This window comes from Xanthomonas sp. LF06-19 (genome assembly GCF_034105425.1).
GTDB lineage: Bacteria > Pseudomonadota > Gammaproteobacteria > Xanthomonadales > Xanthomonadaceae > Xanthomonas_A > Xanthomonas_A sontii.
Genome location: NZ_JAXGGH010000001.1, coordinates 742,372 through 762,427 on the forward strand (window position 1 = coordinate 742,372; position 20,056 = coordinate 762,427).

Sequence of the window (20,056 nt, forward strand, 5' to 3'; positions counted from 1 at the left end):
GTGCCCAGCGTCTTCACCCACGCCGCGGTGCCGCTGGCGCTGTGGGCCGCCGCCGATCGCGGGCGCATCTCCACGCGCCTGCTCGGCGCCGGCATCGTCGCGGCGATGCTGCCCGACGCCGACGTGCTCGGCTTCGCCCTGCACATCCCCTACGCCGACGCGTTCGGCCATCGCGGCGCCAGCCATTCGCTGCTGTTCGCCGCCGTGCTGGGCGCGCTCGGCGCGTTGCTGCACCGACCCTTGCGCGCCGGCGCGCTGCAGGCGGCCGTCTGGCTGTTCGTCTGCACCGCCTCGCATCCGCTGCTCGATGCGATGACCTCCGGCGGCCTCGGCGTGGCCCTGGGGTGGCCGTGGAGCGAACAGCGCTGGTTCGCGCCGTGGCGGCCGATCCGGGTCTCGCCGTTCGCCAACGGTTTCTTCAGCGCGCGCGGCATGGCCACGCTGTGGTCCGAACTGCGCTGGGTGTGGCTGCCGCTGGCGCTGGCGGTGCTCACCTGGAAACTGCTGCAGCCGCCCTCGCCCTCCACTTCGTCGTCGCCACCTTCGCCATGACCACCGCCCTGCCCACCGCACTCACCGACACCCTTTCCGCCCTGCTCGGCACCGAGGGCTGGCGCACCGACGCCGACAGCCGCCGCAGCTACGGCGAGGACGATTCGCGGCGCTGGGCCCTGGCCGACGCGGTGGCGCTGCCGCAGACCCGCGAGCAGGTGCAGGCGATCGTGCGCGCCTGCCGTGCGCACCGCGTGCCGCTGGTGGCGCGCGGCGCCGGCACCGGCACCGCCGGCGCCGCGGTGCCGTTCGCCGGCGGCGTGGTGCTGTCGTTCGCGCGCATGAACCGCATCGTGCAGCTGCGCCCGGCCGACCGCTGCGCGGTGGTCGAACCCGGCGTGCTCAACGGCGACCTGCAGCAGGCCCTGGCGCCGCACGGGCTGTTCTGGCCGCCGGATCCGTCCAGCGCGGAGATCTGCAGCGTCGGCGGCAACCTGTCCACCAATGCCGGCGGACCGCGCGCGGTGAAGTACGGCGCCACCCGCGACAACGTGCTCGGCCTGGTCGCGGTGACCGGCACGGGCGAGCTGATCCGCTGCGGCGGCGCCTACACCAAGGACGCCACCGGCTACGACCTGACCCACCTGCTGGTCGGCAGCGAAGGCACGCTGGCGCTGATCGTGGAAGCGACGCTGAAGCTGTCGCCACGGCCGCTGGCGCAGGCCAGCCTGCGCGCGCTGTACCGCGACGCCGCCGCCGCCGCGGCGGCGGTGTCGCGGCTGATGGCACAGCCGAGCACGCCGACCATGCTCGAGTTCATGGACCGCAGCGCGATCGCGCTGCTGCGCCGCAATGGCAGCGACGTGCCCGAGGCCGGCGCGATGCTGCTGATCGAGGCCGACGGCGACCACGACACCCTGCCCTACACGCTGCAAGCGTTGGGTGCGGCGGCCGAGGGCGAGGGCCTGCTGACGCTGGACGTGGCCGCCGACGGCAGCGCGCGCGACCGCCTGTGGGCCGCGCGCCGCGCGCTGTCGCCGGCGCTGCGCACGATCCGCCCCGGCAAGATCAACGAAGACGTGGTGGTGCCGGTGTCGCGCATCCCTGAGCTGGTGGCCGGCGTGGAAGCGCTGGCCGCCGAGTTCGACCTGCCGATCGTGGCCTTCGGCCATGCCGGCAACGGCAACCTGCACGTCAACATCATGTACGCGCCGGACGACGCCGCCGAAACCGCGCGCGCGCAGGCGGCGCTGCCGCGGCTGTTCGCACTGGTGCTGTCGCTGGAAGGCACCCTCTCGGGCGAACACGGCATCGGCGTGGCCAAGCGCGACTATATGGACCAGGCCTTCAATGCCGCGACCCTTGACGCGATGCGCGCGATCAAGCGGGCGCTGGATCCGGATGGGATCCTCAATCCGGGGAAGGTGTTGCCGCCGGGATGAGGGACTCCCCAAACGCCACTTCAGCGTGATGGCACATTCGGCGCTTGGGCATGGATCGCGGCGTCCTGATGCTGCCCGTCCTGTTGTGCGGCTTGTTGCAAGGCGTCGGACATCGAAGGCGCAGCCGCGCCCAAGTCGATTTGGACGCGGGTCCCAGGCGGAAACGATGCGGCCACCCATGCCTGATCGTCCTTCATGAAGACCTGCGCATCGTTCTCGCGAATCCCTTCGGCCTTTGCCAGGACCGACGCGTGCAGCACGTGCGCATCGGAGACAGACGCCGGAAACCGCTCACGCAAGGTCGAATACATGGAATAGACGGCATGTCCTTGCGGAACCGCGTCGACCTCGGAAGGCTGCGGCGTGCCGGGTCGACGCAGCGTGGGAGCGATGGCCCGATCGTAATAGTCACCGTAGTATTGCTCATAGGTCGAATGGGGACTGACCGATGGCTGTTCCGTCTTGAACACCTGACCGATCTGGTTGAGCGCGGCATCCCGCCCTAGCCGACCGGCCAGGTACTGATCCGCGATTGCCGCGTACTGTCTAGGCCGATCTCCACTGCCGGAGATGCCGATATCGGCTCCACCACGAGCGAGGATTTCCTGTCTGACCTTGGCATTGCTCAACGTCGCAGCGGCCTCGCCACGCAGCATGCTGGCGACATAGGTCTCCCGCGACGACTTATCGGGTATCTCGGTAAATCGATGATGGCCTATTTCGTGAGAAATCGACCTTGCGATTCGCCCACCATGTCCCATCGCGTTTTCATCGATGACGATGGCACGACCAGGATCCACATAGGTTCCACCTCCTGCCCTTCCCCAGATCACCTCGATGCGGTCGTGACGCAACTGCGCCAATCCGCTTCGCAACGTCGGCGACTCCTCCAGGAATGACTGCAGCGAAGGATCCTGCAGCGGTGTAGCCGGGCGCGGCGGAGAGGAATTTGGCGACGCCTGCGAAGCGCCGGGTTCCGACATCGACTCGACCATGCTGCAACTCCTTTGCCAAAGGCATACAGTTCTTAGTTCTTCCGAATCGTCATCTGGATCAGATGCTTCTCGTCGGCAGAAAGACCCAGGATCACGCGGGTGTCCGGTGCGGCGTCAACGGACCAGTAAGCTGCCGAATCGACTGCATCGGGCCGAGGCGGATACAACGTCGCGTTCGGCCATGGCGCGCTTTCAAGCGGCACTCCCGGCAAAGGGAAACGCAGCAGCAACGTGGCATGCGACGCATCGTCTTTCGCGCTACGCAATTCAATGTCGCTGACGGGTATCCCGCCAAGCGAGCCACTGTCGCTGGTGCGCACGTCGAAACCATCCCCCGCCTGTACGGCACCGAGGCTAGTCTGTAGCTGTGCGTTGATTGCTGCAATGTCGTCGAATCGCGTATCGACCAGACGATCCACCACCCGCTTGATGCGTTCCATCGGACTCTCCTTGCTCTCTGAGGCGGATACGGCTGGCGCCACGCTGCGAGCGCGATCTAGCTGGGCATCGCGGGTGCACGCCGCAAAGATCAGGCAAGACATCGAGATGCTCAACCATCGCCATCGATGCCCGTGGCGCCGCACAACGGGGATGGCTCGCGTCCAGCAACTCATGGCCCTAACATGCATGTGTCCGGCCCGGCTCCTACGATGCCGCGGAATTTATTCAAATCCACCCGCTTGCACAAGACGGCGCCTTCGGCGCGTCGCTACGACGCGCATGGCGAGCAAGACGGCCTACTCGGACCAGACCAGGATCAAACCCCGTTTCCACAGCGAGTACGTCCGGTGCCGACCATGCGTGATCGATGCGTCCACCCCTCGCTTGAATCAGCTACTGCGTTCGTTCACGCCGATGAAACGCAGCCCCACGCCCGGCTCGGTGGCGATGTAGCGCGGGGCCACGGCGCTGTCGCCGAGTTTCTGCCGCAGCTTGCCGACCAGGATGCGCAGGTAGTGGGTGTCGTCCTGGTGGGTGGGGCCCCACAGTTCGCGCAGCAGTTGCGGCTGCGTCACCACGCGGCCGCTGTGGCGCAGCAGCAGCGCCAGCAGCGCGTACTCCTTGCGACTGAGCGGCAACGCTTCGCCTTCAAGACGCACTTCGCGCAGGCCCAGGTGGATGTGCAGGTGGCCGTCGTCGAACACCGGCTCGGCCTCGCCGGCCACCGGCTGCATGCGCAGCAGCACGCGGATGCGCGCCATCAGTTCCTGCACGCCGAACGGCTTGGTCACGTAGTCGTTGGCGCCGGCGTCCAGCGCCTGCACCTTCTCGTCCTCGCCAGCGCGCACGGTCAGCATGATCACCGGCACCGACGACCATTGCCGCAGTTCGCGCAGCACGCTGTGCCCGTCCTGGTCGGGCAGACCGATGTCCAGCACCACCAGTTCGGCGCCGTGCGCGGCCAGTTGCGCCAGGCCGGCGGCGCCGGTGTCGGCCTGCAGCACGCGGTAGCCCTGCGCGCGCAGGCTGATGTCGAGGAAACGGCGGATCTGCGGCTCGTCGTCGATGACCAGCACGCGCGGCGGCGGAATCGGATCGGCGTGGGACTCAGTCGGCATCGGGGCGGGACGGCGGCGCGGCGGGTTCGATGAGCGGCAGGGTAATGCGGATCGTGGTGCCGCGGCCATCGGGGCCCGGCAGCGCCTCGACGCTGCCGCCGTGCGCGCCGATCATGCCCTGGCAGATGGTCAGGCCCAGGCCGGTGCCGTGGCGGCCGCGGTCGCCGCGCTCGACGCTGTAGAACATGTCGAAGATGCGCGCGCGCTCGTCCTCGGGAATGCCCGGGCCGCGGTCGCTGATGTCGATGCGCAGGCGGCCCTCGACCATGCCCGCGGCGACACGGATCGCCGCGTCCGCCGGCGAGAACTTGGCCGCGTTCTCCAGCACGTTGAAGATCGCCTGCTCGACCAGCGCCGGGTGCACCCACAGCGTCGGCAGTTCCGCGGCCAGGGCGATGTCCAGGCGCACCTGCGGCTGGTAGCGCTGCAGGCGCCGCGCGGCCGAGCCGATCAGTTCGTCCACGCCGATCCAGTCGCGGTTCAAGGTCAGCCCGGTGTGGCCGAGCCGGGTCATGTCCAGCAGGTTCTGGATGTAGCGGTCCAGACGCTCGCCTTCCAGTTGGATCGTCTCGAGCAGGCTGCGGCGGTCGTCCGCATCCATCGCCTTGCCGTAACTGGACAGGCTGCTGGCCGCGCCGATCATCGCCGCCAGCGGCGAGCGCAGGTCGTGCGAGACCGAGGACAGCAGGGCCGAGCGCAGCCGCTCGGTCTCGCCGCTGACCCGCGCGCTCTCCAGGTCGGCGACCAGCCGCGTGCGCAGCGCGGCCTGGCCGATGTCCTCCACCATCGCCTCGGCCAGGCGCTGCTGCTCCAGGCCCGGGCGCTGCACGCCGGCACCGAAGCGCAGCCCGACCACACCGATGGTGCCGCGCTCGTGGCGCACCGGCAGGAACCACCAGCTCGCGCCGGCCAGCGTATCGGTGAACCGCCCGGTGGCCTGGCCGTGGCGCTGCGCCCAGTCGGCGGCGCTGCGGTCCACCGCGGCCATCGTCGGCGCGTAGTCGTCGGCGCCGTCATGCGCGCGCTCCAGCGGCTGCAGGCGCAGCCAGGCCTCGGCATCGAGGGTGCCGGCGAGCGCGCGGCGCCCGGCCTCCAGCACCTGGCCGAGGTCGGCGGCACTGGTCAGTTCGCGGCCCAGCCGCTGCAGCGCGGTGGTCTGCGCGTTGACCGCGCGCAGCGCCAGCACCTGCATGCGCAGGCGCGAGGCCAGGCGCCCGGCGACCAGGGCCGCGACCAGGAACAGCAGCACCGTGACCACGCCCTGGCGCGCGCCGATCTGGAAGGTGAAGCGCGGTTCGATGAAGAAGAAGTTGTAGCTGAAGAAGCTCAGCAGCGCCGCCAGCACCGCCGCGGTCATCCGCGTCTTCGATGCGACCATCACCACCGCGACGATGAACACCATCGACAGGTCGTCGATGCCGACCCAACTTTCGGCGATCCAGGCGACCACCACCGCCAGCGCCGACGCCACCGTGGCGAACAGCAGGTCGTCGCGCGACAGCCAGTGCGCGGGGCTGCGCCAGCGCCGCCGCGCCCGCGCGCGTGCTTCCGGCGAACTGATGATCACCAGTTCGTAGTGCGCGCCGCGTTGCAGCAGCTGCTGGGTCAGGGTGCGGTTGATCATGCGCGCCAGCGGGCGCTCGCGGGTGCGGCCCAGCACCAGGGTGGACACGCCGCTGCGCGCGGCATGGTCGAGCAAGGCGTCGGCGACGTTGGCGCCGTGCAGCAGCGCGGCCTCGCCGCCCAGCCGGCGCGCCAGCGCGAACGCGCGGTCGATCTCCAGTTGCCAGTCGGCATCCGGCTGCGCCTGGGTCTGCACGGTGACCACCGTCCACGGCGCGCCGCGGCGCTCGGCCAGGCGCCGCGCCACCCGCACCAGGTAGTCGGACTGGCCGCGCCCGTCGATCGCCACCATCACCGTGCGCCGCAGGGCGACGCTGGTGCGGCCCTGCGCGGCCTGCACGTCGCGCAGGTCGTTGTCGACGCGGTCGGCGGCGGTCTGCATCGCCAGTTCGCGCAGCGCGGCCAGGTTCGACGGCGAGAAGAAGGCCTGCAGCGCCTGCCCGGCCTGCTCGGGCAGGTAGACCTTGCCCTGCTGCAGGCGTTCGATCAGCTCGCGTGGCGGCAGGTCGACCAGCACGATGTCGCGCAGGCGGTCGAAGATCGCATCGGGCACGGTCTCGCTGACGCGCACGCCGGTGATGCGGTGGACCACGTCGTTGAGGCTTTCCAGGTGCTGGATGTTGACCGTGCTGTAGACGTCGATGCCGGCGTCGAGCAGCTCCTGTACGTCCTGCCAGCGCCGCTCGTGACGGCTGCCCGGCGCGTTGCGATGGGCCAGCTCGTCCACCAGCACCAGCGGCGGGCGCAGCGCCAGCAGCGCATCCAGATCCATCTCGTCCAGGGTGCGGCCGCGGTACTCCAGCCGCCGCCGCGGCTGCACGGTGAGGCCCTCCAGCAGCGCCGCGGTCTCGGCGCGGCCGTGGGTCTCGACCACGCCGACCACCAGGTTGCTGCCCTGCTGCTGCAACTGCCGCGCACGCGACAGCATCGCGTAGGTCTTGCCGACCCCCGGCGCCGCGCCGAGGAACACGGTCAGGCGCCCGCCGCGCTCGCGCTGCAGTTCGCCGATCAGGGCGTCGGCCTGTTGGGTGCGGGGGTCGGGCATTTGGAGCTGGGAATGGGGAATTGGGAATGGGGAATCGCAGAGCGCAAGCCTACATGGCTGCGCGATTTACCGCTGTTGCTCCTGCTTTTGCCCATTCCCGATTCCCGTTTCCCCATTCCCGGCATCCAAGGCCAAATTCAGCGCCAGCACGTTCACCCGCGGCTCCCCCAGCACGCCGAACTGGCGCGGCTGGGTCTGCGCGGCGACCAGGGCGGCGACGGTCTGCGGCGGCAGGCCGCGCGCGGCGGCGACGCGCGCCACTTGGATGTGCGCCGCTTCCACACTGATGTCCGGGTCCATGCCGCTGCCGGACTGGGTGACCAGGTCGTCCGGCACCTGCGCCGGGTCGATGCCCTCGCGTGCGGCCACCGCCTGGCGGGTGGCATCCAGGCGCTTGCGCAGGTCGGGGTTGCTGCGCGCCTGGTTGCTGCCGGCCGCCGACATCGGATCGTACTTGGCGCCGGACGGACGCGGCTGGAAGTAGCCGGCGGCGGCGAACGGCTGCGCCACCAGCGCCGAGCCGACCACGCGGCCATCGCGCGTGCGCAGGCTGCCGTTGGCCTGCTCGGGGAACAGCGCGCCGGCCAGCACGGTGGCCAGCAACGAGTACAGCGCCGCGGACGCGAGCACCAGCAGCGGCAGCACCAGCACCGCGCGCCAGCGCATCGGTTCGCGAAGGGAAACGGAAGACACGGTCATGGAGGTAATTCCGAAGGAGCGTGAGAATCGGCGCTGGGGTCAGCCCAGCGCCACCAGCAGCAGATCGATGGCCTTGATCCCGACGAACGGCAGCAGCACGCCGCCCACGCCGTAGATCAGCATGTTCCGGCGCAGCAGCGAGGTCGCCGAGGACGGGGTGAAGCGCACGCCACGCAGCGCCAGCGGGATCAGCGCCGGGATCACCAGCGCATTGAAGATCAACGCCGCCAGCACCGCGTTGGTCGGGCTGGACAGGCGCATCACGTTCAGCGCGGCCATCTGCGGGATCGAGGCGGCGAACAGCGCCGGCAGGATCGCGAAGTACTTGGACACGTCGTTGGCCAGCGAGAAGGTGGTCAGTGCGCCGCGGGTGATCAGCTGCTGCTTGCCCACTTCCACCACCGCCAGCAGCTTGGCCGGATCCGAATCCAGGTCGACCATGTTGCCGGCCTCCTTGGCCGCCTGGGTGCCGGAGTTCATCGCCAGGCCGACGTCGGCCTGGGCCAGCGCCGGCGCGTCGTTGGTGCCGTCGCCGACCATCGCCACCAGGCGTCCGCCGGCCTGCTCCTGGCGGATGCGCGCCAGCTTGTCCTCGGGCGTGGCCTCGGCGATGTAGTCGTCGACGCCGGCCTCGGCGGCGATGGCCGCGGCGGTGAGCGGGTTGTCGCCGGTGATCATCACCGTCTTGACGCCCATCGCGCGCAGCCGCGCGAACTTCTCGCGCACGCCGTGCTTGACCACGTCCGACAGCTCGACCACGCCCAGCACGTGCCGGCCCTCGGCCACCACCAGCGGCGTGGCGCCGCTGCGCGCGACCTGCTCGACGCGGCTCTTCAGTTCCGCCGGCACCTGCCCGCCCAGCGCGGTGACGTGGCGGATCAACGCATCGGCGGCGCCCTTGCGGATCGAACGCGGCGGCTGCATGCCGTTGGCCGGCAGATCGACACCGGACATGCGCGTCTGCGCGGTGAAGGCGACGAACTCGGCGCCCGCCGGATCGGCCGGCGGCAGGCCCTGTTCGCGCGCCAGGCGCACGATCGACTTGCCTTCCGGGGTCGGGTCGGCCAGCGACGACAGCATCGCCGCCTCGCGCAGCTGCGCCACGTCCACGCCACTGAGCGCATGGAACACGGTGGCCTGGCGGTCGCCGTGGGTGATGGTGCCGGTCTTGTCCAGCAGCAGCACGTCGACGTCGCCGGCCACTTCCACCGCCTTGCCCGACTTGGCCAGCACGTTGGCCGACAGCGCGCGGTTCATGCCGGCGATGCCGATCGCCGGCAGCAACCCGCCGATGGTGGTCGGGATCAGGCACACCAGCAGCGCGATCAGCAGCAGCGGATCCACGTGCACGCCGACGAAGCCGGCGATCGCCGGCAGCGAGGCGACCACGATCAGGAAGGTCAGGGTCATCGCCGCCAGCAGCATGGTCAGCGCGATCTCGTTCGGCGTCTTCTGCCGGTTGGCGCCTTCCACCAGCGCGATCATCCGGTCCAGGAAGCTGTGGCCCGGCTCGGCGGTGACCTTCACCAGGATCTCGTCGGACAGCACCTTGGTGCCGCCGATGACGCCGGAGCGGTCGGTGCCGGCCTCGCGCAGCACCGGTGCCGATTCGCCGGTGACTGCGGCCTCGTTGATGGTGGCCAGGCCGTGCACGATCTCGCCATCGGCCGGGATCAGCTCGCCAGCCGACACCACCACCAGGTCGCCCGGGCGCAGTTCGGCGGCAGGTACGCTGGTCTCGCCGTCCAGCCGCACACTGGCGACCCGGCGCGCCACCAGGTCCTTGCGTGCGCGCCGCAGCGACGCAGCCTGGCCGCGGCCGCGGGCCTCGGCCACCGCCTCGGCGAAGTTGCCGAACAGCACGGTGACCAGCAGGATCGCGGTCACCGCCCAGCCGAAGCCGGCCGGGCCCTGGCCGGACACGGTGATCAGCGCCGACAGCAGCGTGCCGGCGAACACCACGGCCATCACCGGGCTGCCCAGCAGGTGCCGCGGCGACAGCTTCAGCACGCTGTCGCGCAAGGCCGCGCGCAGCGCCGCGGCATCGAACAGCCCAGGCCGGCGCGCCGGCGAAGAAGCCACGGATGTAGAAGGAAGCGGGGTGCTCATCGTCGTCGTCTCAGTGCGCGGCCAGGGTCAGGTGATCGGCGATCGGTCCCAACACCAAAGCCGGCGTGAATTGCAGAACGGTCAGGATCGCGATGACCGCGATCAGGGTCAGCGCGAAGGTCGGGGTTTCCACCTGCAGGCTGCCGCCGGTTTCCGGCGCCACCCGCTTGCGCGCCAGTTGCGCGGCCACGATCAGCGGCACGATCAGCGCCGGATAGCGGCCCAGCAGCAGCACCACGGTGCAGCTCAGGTTCCACCATGGAATGCCGTCGCCCAGCCCCTCGAAACCGGAGCCGTTGTTGGCGAACGCCGAGGTGTACTCGTAGAACACCTGGCTGATGCCGTGGAAGCCGGGATTGGAAGCCGCCGAGATCGAGGCCGGCAGGGCAAGGGTGATCGCGGTGAAGCCGAGCAGCACCAGCGGCTGCAACAGGATCAGCAGCGCCAGCAGGCGCACTTCCGGCGCCTCGATCTTGCGCCCGAACAGTTCCGGGGTGCGCCCGGTCATCAGGCCGGCCAGGAACACGCTCAGCAGCAGGTACACCAGGAACTGCTGCAGGCCGCAACCGATGCCGCCCCAGATCGCGTTGATCAGCATGTTGACCATCGCCACGCCACCGGTCAGCGGCGCCAGCGAATCGTGCATGGCGTTGACCGAGCCGTTGGAGGTCTGCGTGGTCAGCGACGACCAGGCCGCCGAGGCATCGACGCCGAAGCGCACCTCCTTGCCTTCCATCAGCGCGGCACTGCCGGGCGCGTGGCCTTCGGCCCACAGCGACACCGCGGTGGACGCCAGCGACATCACCAGCATGCTGCCGAACACCAGCGCGGTGAACTTGCGGCGCCCGGTGAACGGGCCGACCATGAACGCCACCGCCACCGGGATCAGCACGATGCCCAACATCTCCAGCAGGTTGGAGAACGGCGTGGGATTTTCCAGCGCCATCGCGCTGTTGGGGCCGTACCAGCCGCCGCCGTTGGTGCCGAGCTGCTTGATCGCCACCATCGCCGCGACCGGGCCGAGCGGGATCTTCTGCGTCTGCTGGCCGGCGCTGGCGTCCAGCGGCGTGGCGACCGGACCGGCCGCCAGCGTCGAAGGCACACCCTGCTGGGTCAGCAGCAGCGTCCACAGCAGGCACAGCGGCAGCAGGAAGCGCAGGGTGGGACGGATCACGTCGGCCCAGTAGTTGCCGAGATCGACCTCCTGCGCCGTCTCGCCGCCACTCGCGGCCGCCTTGCGCGCCGCATCCTGGCCACGCCCACCGAACAGGCCGCGCAGCGTCGCCGCGACCAGCGCCAGGCCCATCATCGGGGTGATGAACTGCAGGCCGACCACGCCCACCGCCTGCGACAGGTACGACAGCTGCGCCTGGCCCGAGTAGTGCTGCTGATTGGTGTTGGTCAGGAACGACACCATGGTGTGCAAGGCCACGTCCCAGCGCATGTTGGGCACCGCATCCGGATTGAACGGCAGCCAGGCCTGGGTCACGAACAGCACGAACACCAGCACGCCCAGTACCAGGTTGCTGGCCAGGAACGCGCCGGCATAGGCGCGCCAGTGCATGCCGCGCGCCGGGTCCGTGCCGAGCAGGCGGTACAGCGGGCGTTCGATCCAGCCGAACAGCGCGTCGCCGCGCATCGGCGCCCCGCGCATCACCTTGGCCAGGTACAGGCCCAGCGGCCATCCCAGCAGCAGCGCGAGCGCATAGACAAGCAATGTATCGATCATGGAAGTGGCACTCGGCTCAGAAATCTTCGGGGCGCAGGATCACGTACAGCAGGTAACCGGCCGCGACGATCACCGCCACGCCGCAAACGAACGAAAGCCAACCGCTCATGGTCTCAACTCCGAAACAAAGGGACGGCCCGCCGCAGGGCAGGCCGCAATCGTGTGGGAACACCGCCGGACGCGGCATGCGCACGGAGGCAGAAGGGAAGCGCAACATGGCCACGCACGCCGGGTCGGACAGGCCTTCTGGCCCAGGCCGGCATTATCGAAGCCGCCGCCATAAACTCTCCGTGGCGAAGGCGCGCGGCACGCATAAATTCTGCGTAAAACCGCGCGACGCAGGCGCGTGCGCCACGTCTGCCGGCGCCGCGCCGCCGCCTGCACGGCAGCGCGCGACGACCTCAGTAATGCAGGATCGCGTCGATCAGCGCCGTCGCCTGATGGTTGCGGCGCCCGCCGTCGTAGGCGGGGAAATCGTAGGCATGCTCGTAGCGCAGCTCCGGGCGGATCTCCAGGTCCTGCGACACCCAGTGGGTGAGGCCGATGGTGTGGCTGGAGTAGCGCGTGGCGAAACCGGTGCGCTGGCCGTCGTGGTCGTTCACGAACTCGTTGCGGATCGCCAGCATGTCCGACGCGCCGAGCTGGATGTTGACGTAGTTGACGATGGCGTCGGCAGTGCTGCGCCCCAGCGGGAAGTCCGGCGCCTCGCCCAGCGCATAGCCCGGGCGCCCGGTCGGCGCGTGCGACTGCGACGGATCGGTGGCCAGCGCCTGGTCGCGCACGTAGATGTGGTAGGCCTCGGTGAGCATGTGCACCTTCGGCGAGAAGCGGTGGCCCCAGGTGAGCACGAATTCCTGCAGGTTGTTGTAGGTCTGCGCGGCGTTGTTGTACGACTCCACGCACGGATACAGCATGTCGTCGTTGCTCTTGGAGACCCAGCGCAGGCAGGCCTGCGCGCTCAGGCGGCTGGTCGCGTCCCAGATCGCCGAATCGTCGCCGCCGTGCACGCCGAGCTGCAGCGTCCACTGGTCGTTGAGCTTGGTGGTGGTGAGGATGCCCATGTTGGTATAGGCATCGACCGTATAAAGGATCGAATGGGTCAGCAGGTAATTGTTCGGCGAGAACTGCGCCTCGATGTCCGGTAGCGACAGGTAGCGGCCGACCGTGACCAGCATGCCCTGCGCCACCGACGGCAGGTACAGGTCCACGTGCGCGATCATCGGATCGTTGCCATAGATCTTGCCGTTGAGCGCGCTGTTGGGCTGCGGGTGGTGCAGCAACTGGTCGCTGGTGACGCCCTTCATCGTGGTGTAGTGATAGTCGTAGCCGTACAGGTCGTCGAGGTGGAAGCCCCAGTCGACATGGTCGGTCTGCACCGTGTCCGGCACGCGCTGCAGGCGGATCAGCGCCTGGTTGAACTCGCCGCGATTGGGCCGCGTGGAGTAGGACAGCGGGTAGTTGCTGCGCGAGGACGTGCTGGCGTTGAGCGAGGGATTGATCCAGCCGTACAGCTCGATGCGATTGCGCTGCATCCACTGCCCCACGCGCGTGCAGGCTAGCGCCTTCTCGACCGGGTACTGTGCGTTCTCGTTGGGCACGCCGACCGGGTAGTCGACCGCGCCGAGCTGCCATTCGGCCGACGGAAACGGCGGCGAGGAGAACGGCGCCGCCAGACCGCGGCGCGCCGGCGTCGGCGCATCGGGATCGGCCGGTTGCGCATCCTCGCGATAGGCGGAGGCCAGGCGCGAGAAGAAGCCATTGGAACAGTCGGCGCTGCGTGCCGGCGGCACGGGGGCGGGCTCCGACGCCGGCATCGCCTCCGACAAAGGCGCAGCCAGGCCCACGGCGGCGGCATCGCCGGCGCACAGCAAGGCCAGGGACAGGAACAGGGGATGGAGCTTCATGGACATCGCGACGTCGGCTCGCAACGAGCCGTCCTTCGTTGGGTGGAGGGGGCAACGACGGCGCGCCGCCTCACGCGCACGCGCCATCGCAGGCGATGCGCCGGGTAGCGCATCGCGGGGAGGGAGTTGGAATGCAGCGCCGCGGTGGTGGCGGCGTTATGTCGTCAACGCGCGTGCAGTGAACGCGCGCGGCCGTGTGGCGGCGGATGCTGCAGCGCGCTGCGGCAGCCATGGTGGCGTCGCGGCGCACATGGCATGGCCGCCACGCGGACGCGGACGGCACGCCGTTGCGTCTGCGGCACGCGGCGCCTGCAGGCGATCAGTGCGGCCTGCGACACGCTCAAGATTGCAGCCATCGATTCCACGCAAGCATCCCGTCGTCAGCGCGGAAAGTATAGGAATCGCCGGATATCTTCGTTGCAAAGCGCCGGCGGGTTCGAATAAAAGCTGCGTAAATTCGTGTGCTGTGCTGGCGTGGTGTGCGCGCTATGTGGCGATGCGTGGTGCCGTACCCTCATCCGCCCCTGCGGGGCACCTTCTCCCGGTGGGAGAAGGGAGAAGCCAAAGCCCCTCTCCCGCCGGGAGAGGGGTTGGGGTGAGGGTCCGACGCGCGAAGCGCTGCGCTGATCCAACTGCACGAGGCTTCGCCCGTACCCTCATCCGCCCCTGCGGGGCACCTTCTCCCGATGGGAGAAGGGAGAAGCCAAAGCCCCTCTCCCATCGGGAGAGGGGTTGGGGTGAGGGTCCGGCAAGCGAAGCGCTGCGTTGATCCAACTACACGAGGCTGCGCCCGTACCCTCATCCGCCCCTGCGGGGCACCTTCTCCCGGTGGGAGAAGGGAAAAGCCCAAAGCCCCTCTCCCATCGGGAGAGGGGTTGGGGTGAGGGTCCGACGCGCGAAGCGCTGCGCTGATCCAGCTGTACGAGGCTGCGCCCGTACCCTCATCCGCCCCTGTGGGGCACCTTCTCCCGGTGGGAGAAGGGAGAAGCTCAAAGCCCCTCTCCCATCGGGAGAGGGGTTGGGGTGAGGGTCCGGCGCGCGAAGCGCTGCGCTGATCCAACTACACGAGGCTGCGCCCGTACCCTCATCCGCCCCTGCGGGGCACCTTCTCCCGGTGGGAGAAGGGAGAGGCCAAAGCCCCTCTCCCGCCGGGAGAGGGGTTGGGGTGAGGGTCCGGCAAGCGAAGCGCTGCGCTGATCCAACTGCACGATGCTCAGCCCTACCCTCATCCGCCCCTGCGGGGCACCTTCTCCCGACGGGAGAAGGGAAAAGCCAAGCTACCTCAGTGCAACGGCACACTCAAGAAAGACGGCGTCGCCGTCGGCGAGCTGAAGCTCACGGTGCCGCCGAAGCGGCTGGCCGAGGTGTAGCGCGGATCGGTGGTGTCCACCACCAGCACCAGGCGGCGGCCGGCCGGGATCTCGACCGCGGTCGCCTGCAGCGCCAGGTCGAGCGTCACCGGTGTGCCCGGGGTCGCGTTGCGCAGGGTGTACGGCACATGGCTCAGCAATTGCGCCGAACCCGTGCCGTCCATGCTGTACAGATAAGCGAACAACGACACGTTGGACTGGCTCGGGGTCACCGTCAGCCGCAACGAGGGCGCGCCGGCCAGGCGCTTGTCGCTGGACAGCACCGGGCCGCTCCACACCGCGGCGCCGGCGCGGCTGACCAGCGGGATCGAGGTGGTCACCGGCTGGCCGAGACCCTGCAGCAGGCCGCTCACCATCACCACGCCGGAATCGGCCAAGGTCGGCACGCCGGTGGCGATGCGGTAGTTCCAGCCGCTGCTGTTGCCGCTGGTCAGCGACCCGGTCGGCAACAACAGGCCGCTGGGGCCGGTCAGGCCGTAGCGGGTGGCGCCGGCCTGTACGCTGTTCCAGTCGGCATAACTGAGCCAGGTGCCGCCGAGGGTCGACAGCTGCACCGGCGCTTCACGGTCCACGCCGTTGTCGCGGCCTTTCAGGTAGCGGTCGAACCAGCGCGTGGCCTCGGTATACACCTGGTTCGGCAGGCCCAGCGCGCCCGGCAGTTCGGCGGTGGCGTGGTCGCCCTGGCTGAACATCAGATGCTTGGGCACGCTGAGCCGGTTGTACAGGTTGATGTACTGGTTCGGCGGGAACAGGCCGTCGTTGAACGCATTGGCCATCAGCACCGCCGGGCCGTTGCGGTTGAGCGCCTGCACCTCGTTGATCACCCCGCGTTCGGCCGCCTTGGGCAGGAAGCCCTGCACCGCGCCGTCGTAGTCGCCCACCGCCACGTGCGCGGTGATCCGCGCCAGGTCCGGACCGGGCCGGCCGGTGGCGACCCCGGCGGCAACCAGCAGTCCCACGCCCTGTTGGCTCACGGTGCTGTTGGCGTACAGCGAGGCTTGCAGATCGGCCCAGCCGCTGAGCGCGGCCACCGCCTTGATCCGCGGGTCGCGCGCGGCGGCGAGCAGGCTGGTGCCGGCGCCGTAGGAGATACCCGAGACACCGATCGCCTTGGCGTCGGCCGGGGTGTTGGCCAGCGCCCAGTCGATCACTGCGCTGACGTCCTCCACCGTCGGTGCCCCGGCGATGTCGATCAGCCCCTGCGAATCCCAGAAGCCGCGCGAGGTGTAGCTGACCACCACGTAGCCGTCGTTGGCCAGTTCGCTGGCGCGGCCCACGTATTCCAGGTTGGGCAGCGACCAGCTGGCCGGCATCACCACCAGCGGGAATGGCCCCGGGCCCTGCCCTTGCGGCACCAGGACGAGCGCGCCGAGCTTGGTGCCATCGAAACTGGAAATGCTCTGGTACTGCTTGGAGAAGCCGGCCGCAGCCGCGGCGGCGGAGAACACCAGCAACATCGCGCCAAGGGCGATGCGACGTGACACGGACATGCGCATGGACTGCCTCCCAAGCGGCGCCGGACCGGGATGGCCGGCTGCCGGAACGGTACTGCCAGAACGATGACAAGGGCTCGACACGGGGCCGGGCAGGCGGACCGTACCACCGGGTACGGGCGATATTCACGCCGCAGTGCGGCACAGTATGGAAGGACCTTGGCGGGCGGCCCAAACGTGCTGGCGCCGCGGCCGGTGGCCGGCACACGCTCAGGCCACGCGGCTCAGCTCAAAAAGTGCTGGTAGCCGCTGCGCGGCGGCTGCCACCGCTGGCCGTCGGCATCGCGCACCGCGATGCCATTGCCGGCGACGATGCGCCCGATCGGCGTCGCCGTGACCCCGACCGCCTGCAGCGCCTGCCCGATCGCCGCGCGCTGCGCCGGGTCGGCGGTGAAGCACAGTTCGTAGTCGTCGCCACCGCCCAGCTGCCAGGCGTGCACCTGCGCAGGGTCCGCGTCGGCCGGGGCGGCGACCGCCGGCAGCGCGGCCAGCTCCAGTTCGGCGCCGACGCCGCTGCGCGCGCAGATGTGCTCCAGGTCGGCCAGCAGACCGTCGGAGACGTCCACGCAGGCCCGCGCCAGGCCACGCAGGCGCAGGCCCACCTGCACCCGCGGCGTCGGCCGCAGCAGGCGTTGGCGCAGGCGTTCGTGCACGGGATCGGCGGCGGGCGCGGTCACGTCGAGGCGCCCGGCCTGCCACAGCGCCAGCGCCGCGGCCGCCTCGCCCGGCTGGCCGGTCACCCAGACCTCGTCGCCCGGCTGCGCGGCATCGCGGCGCAGCGCCATCGTCGCCGGCACGCTGCCGATCGCGGTGACCGACAAGGCCAGCGGCCCGCGCGTGGTGTCGCCGCCGGCCAGGCCGATGCCGTGCGCATCGGCCAGGGCGAAGAAGCCCTCGGCGAACGCATCGACCCAGGCCATGTCGACCTGCGGCAACGACAGCGACAGCGTGCACCAGCGCGGCTGCGCGCCCATCGCCGCCAGGTCGGACAGATTCACCGCCAGCGTCTTCCAGCCGATGTCGGCGGCCGCGGTCTCGGCCGGGAAATGCACTCCGGCGTTGAGCGTATCGGTGGTGATCGCCAGCAACTCCCCCGGCGGCGGCAGCAGCAAGGCCGCATCGTCACCGATGCCCAGCGGCAGGTCGTCCCGCGCCCGGCTGCGCGCACGCAGGCGCTCGATCAGATCGAATTCGGGCATGGGGGGCTGGGAATCGGGAATGGGGAGTCGGGAATGGGAAAAGCAGGAGCAACAACCGGCGCGCCGGCGATCTCGGAGGGGACGGCAGTTGCTTTTGCCATTCCCCATTCCCTTTTCCCCATTCCCAGCCCCTCAGCCCCCCGACTCCACCGCGCGCCATTCCAGCGCGGCGCGGTCCAGGACGCCGTTGACGTAGGTGTGGCCGTGTTCAGAGCCGAAGCGCTTGGCGGTCTCGATGGCTTCGTTGATCACCACGCGGTACGGCACGTCCATGCGGTGCAGCAGTTCGTAGGCGGCCAGGCGCAGCACCGCGCGCTCGATCGCGTCCACTTCCTCGACCGTGCGGTCCAGGTAGCCGACCAGCGCTGCGTCCAGTTCGGCGCGGTGCTTGAGCACGCCTTCGACCAGGTTCTCGAAGTACACCAGGTCGGCGATCTCGTGCGCCTGCTCGTGCGCGAACTGCGCGATCACGTGCTGGGCGTTGCCGCCGGAGATCTGCCAGGCGTAGATCGCCTGCAGCGCACGCCGGCGCGCGCGCGAACGCAGGACCGGATCCACGCCGTCGCGGCGTGAGTGGTGCTTGTGGCCAGCGGGTTTGTTCACGGCAGCAGCTCCAGCAGGTTGACCATCTCCAGCGCGCTCAGCGCCGCTTCCTCGCCCTTGTTGCCATGGCTGCCGCCGGCGCGCGCCTCGGCATCCTCGACCTGCTCCACCGCGAGCACGCCGTTGAGCACCGGGATGCGGAAGTCCAGCGACACCCGCAGCAGGCCCTCGGCGCAGCCGTCGGCCACGTGTTCGTAGTGGCGGGTGTCGCCGCGGATCACGCAACCCAGCGCGATGATCGCGGCATGCTTGCCGGCCGCGGCCAGGCGGGCGGCGACCAGCGGCAACTCCCACGCGCCCGGCACCCGGATCACGTCCACCGCGTCATCGGCGATGCCGTTGCCGGCCAGGCTCTGCCGCGCACCGGCGACCAGCACGTCGGTGATGCGGGCGTTCCAGCGGCTGGCGATGATCGCGAAACGCGCCGACTCGGGAGTGCGGAGGTCGCCTTCGTAGTGGGACATGGCGGTGGCAGCTTTAGGGGGTGGGAGAGTTTAACAGGCAGGGAGGCCGCGGCCCGAGCGAGGGAGAACAGTCGCTCGCCCAGCGCCGATCCGGCACCCGAATCAGGCTTTACCCAATCCCGAATCCCGATTCCCCAATCCCTGCCCCACCTCCACATGCTCCACCACCTCCAGCCCGAACCCGGCCAGGCCGATCTGCCGGCGCGGGGTGCCGAGCACGCGCAGCTTGCCCAGGCCCAGGTCGGCCAGGATCTGGCTGCCGGCGCCGTTGCGCCGCCACTGGCCCACGTCCTTGCCGTGCGCCGCCTCGGGCTGCGCGCGCAGCCGCGCCAGCAGCGCCTCGCTGTCGCGCGGCGCCGACAGCACCACCATCACCCCGCGCTCGGCGGCGGCGATCGCGCGCAGGGCGTCGCTGGCGGCCACCCCGAAATCGTCGCGGCGCCAGTGCAGCAGGTCGGCCAGCGGGTTTTCCACCTGCACCCGTACCAGGGTCGGCGTCTCGGCATCCGGGGTGCCGCGGACCAGCGCGAAGTGCAGGTCGTGGGCGATGCGGTCGCGGTAGGTGACCAGGGTGAAGCCGCCGAACTCGGTCTCGATCGGCCGCTCGTCGATGCGTTCGACGGTGTGCTCGGTGGCCAGGCGGTAGGCGATCAGGTCGGCGATCGAGCCCATCTTCAGCCCGTGGGTGCGGGCGAACGCTTCCAGCTGCGGACGCCGCGCCATGCTGCCGTCGGGATTGAGCACTTCCACCAGCACGCCGGCCGGCTCCAGCCCCGCCAGCATCGGCAGGTCGCTGGCGGCCTCGGTGTGGCCGGCACGGGTCAGCACCCCGCCCGGCTGGGCGATCAGCGGGAAAATGTGGCCGGGTTGGCTGAGGTCGTGCGGCTTGGCGTCGGGCTTGACCGCGGTACGCACGGTGTGGGCGCGGTCGTAGGCGGAGATGCCCGTGGTCACGCCCTCGGCGGCCTCGATGCTGACGGTGAAGTTGGTATGGAACTGCGCGGTGTTGCGCTGGACCATCGGCGCCAGGCCCAGTTGCGCGCAGCGCTCGCGGGTCAGCGACAGGCACACCAGGCCGCGCGCGTGCGTGACCATGAAATTGATGTCCGAGGGCTTGACCAGCTCGGCGGCCATGATCAGGTCGCCCTCGTTCTCGCGGTCCTCGTCGTCGACGATGACCACCATGCGGCCGGCACGGAGTTCTTCCAGCAGCTCGGGAACGGAGGCGAAATTCAGGCTCGGGGTAACGGAAGGCGACATGCGGGGACTCGCGGAAAGACGGAAGGTGCCGCGCGCGCCGCAGGCAGCGGCGCAGCGTGGCGGAGAGGCA

Annotated in this window: 16 protein-coding genes; 2 read left to right on the top strand and 14 right to left on the bottom strand. The window is 69.9% G+C overall.

Annotation, left to right across the window (positions count from 1 at the left end):
• Both SLW55_RS03380 and SLW55_RS03385 read left to right on the top strand, forming a co-directional pair.
• On the top strand, positions 1-552 hold the full coding sequence (locus tag SLW55_RS03380; protein WP_320744571.1) for a metal-dependent hydrolase: 552 nt from the start codon (positions 1-3) through the stop codon (positions 550-552).
• Entirely contained in the window at positions 549-1,934 is a 1,386-nt protein-coding gene (locus tag SLW55_RS03385; RefSeq protein ID WP_267099978.1) for an FAD-linked oxidase C-terminal domain-containing protein, read from the top strand. The genes SLW55_RS03380 and SLW55_RS03385 overlap by 4 nt, the downstream gene beginning before the upstream one ends.
• Positions 1,935-1,954: 20 nt before the next feature.
• On the opposite strand, the gene SLW55_RS03390 is transcribed toward SLW55_RS03385, so the two are convergent.
• From SLW55_RS03390 to ribB, 14 genes are all read right to left on the bottom strand, one after another.
• The gene (locus SLW55_RS03390; RefSeq protein WP_226980418.1) at positions 1,955-2,929 is read right to left on the bottom strand and encodes a hypothetical protein; all 975 of its coding nucleotides are present in this window, start codon (positions 2,927-2,929) and stop codon (positions 1,955-1,957) included.
• 32 nt (positions 2,930-2,961) lie between these two features.
• Positions 2,962-3,369: a hypothetical protein gene (locus SLW55_RS03395; protein ID WP_152180394.1), complete on the bottom strand. Its 408-nt coding sequence runs from the start codon at positions 3,367-3,369 to the stop codon at positions 2,962-2,964.
• Positions 3,370-3,759: 390 nt separating this feature from the next.
• Entirely contained in the window at positions 3,760-4,488 is a 729-nt protein-coding gene (locus SLW55_RS03400) for a response regulator (protein ID WP_267099977.1), read from the bottom strand.
• A complete protein-coding gene (locus SLW55_RS03405) occupies positions 4,478-7,156 on the bottom strand; it encodes a sensor histidine kinase KdpD (RefSeq protein ID WP_267082003.1) in 2,679 nt (892 codons plus the stop codon). Before SLW55_RS03405 ends, SLW55_RS03400 begins: the two co-directional genes overlap by 11 nt.
• Positions 7,157-7,222: 66 nt before the next feature.
• The gene (kdpC, locus tag SLW55_RS03410) at positions 7,223-7,822 is read right to left on the bottom strand and encodes a potassium-transporting ATPase subunit KdpC (RefSeq protein ID WP_320744646.1); all 600 of its coding nucleotides are present in this window, start codon (positions 7,820-7,822) and stop codon (positions 7,223-7,225) included.
• Between the two features lie 72 nt (positions 7,823-7,894).
• Complete coding sequence (gene kdpB / locus SLW55_RS03415; protein WP_043090518.1) at positions 7,895-9,964, bottom strand: potassium-transporting ATPase subunit KdpB; 2,070 nt, start codon at positions 9,962-9,964, stop codon at positions 7,895-7,897.
• 10 nt (positions 9,965-9,974) lie between these two features.
• A complete protein-coding gene (gene kdpA / locus SLW55_RS03420; protein ID WP_295965420.1) occupies positions 9,975-11,693 on the bottom strand; it encodes a potassium-transporting ATPase subunit KdpA in 1,719 nt (572 codons plus the stop codon).
• Positions 11,694-11,709: 16 nt separating this feature from the next.
• Positions 11,710-11,802, bottom strand: a complete 93-nt coding sequence (locus tag SLW55_RS03425) for a potassium-transporting ATPase subunit F (RefSeq protein WP_010341961.1) — start codon at positions 11,800-11,802, stop codon at positions 11,710-11,712.
• A gap of 292 nt (positions 11,803-12,094) precedes the next feature.
• A complete protein-coding gene (locus SLW55_RS03430; protein ID WP_320744573.1) occupies positions 12,095-13,603 on the bottom strand; it encodes an outer membrane beta-barrel protein in 1,509 nt (502 codons plus the stop codon).
• Between the two features lie 1,276 nt (positions 13,604-14,879).
• A complete protein-coding gene (locus SLW55_RS03435; RefSeq protein WP_267100049.1) occupies positions 14,880-16,451 on the bottom strand; it encodes a CocE/NonD family hydrolase in 1,572 nt (523 codons plus the stop codon).
• A 233-nt stretch (positions 16,452-16,684) separates the two neighbouring features.
• Complete coding sequence (gene thiL / locus SLW55_RS03440) at positions 16,685-17,659, bottom strand: thiamine-phosphate kinase (RefSeq protein ID WP_267099974.1); 975 nt, start codon at positions 17,657-17,659, stop codon at positions 16,685-16,687.
• A 132-nt stretch (positions 17,660-17,791) separates the two neighbouring features.
• A complete protein-coding gene (gene nusB / locus SLW55_RS03445; RefSeq protein ID WP_152239566.1) occupies positions 17,792-18,262 on the bottom strand; it encodes a transcription antitermination factor NusB in 471 nt (156 codons plus the stop codon).
• Positions 18,259-18,726 carry a 6,7-dimethyl-8-ribityllumazine synthase gene (gene ribH / locus SLW55_RS03450; protein WP_017910047.1) on the bottom strand — a complete coding sequence of 156 codons (468 nt, stop codon included), beginning with the start codon at positions 18,724-18,726 and terminating at the stop codon, positions 18,259-18,261. The genes nusB and ribH overlap by 4 nt, the downstream gene beginning before the upstream one ends.
• A gap of 102 nt (positions 18,727-18,828) precedes the next feature.
• Entirely contained in the window at positions 18,829-19,962 is a 1,134-nt protein-coding gene (ribB, locus tag SLW55_RS03455) for a 3,4-dihydroxy-2-butanone-4-phosphate synthase (RefSeq protein WP_295912895.1), read from the bottom strand.
• Between the last annotated feature and the right edge of the window lie 94 nt (positions 19,963-20,056).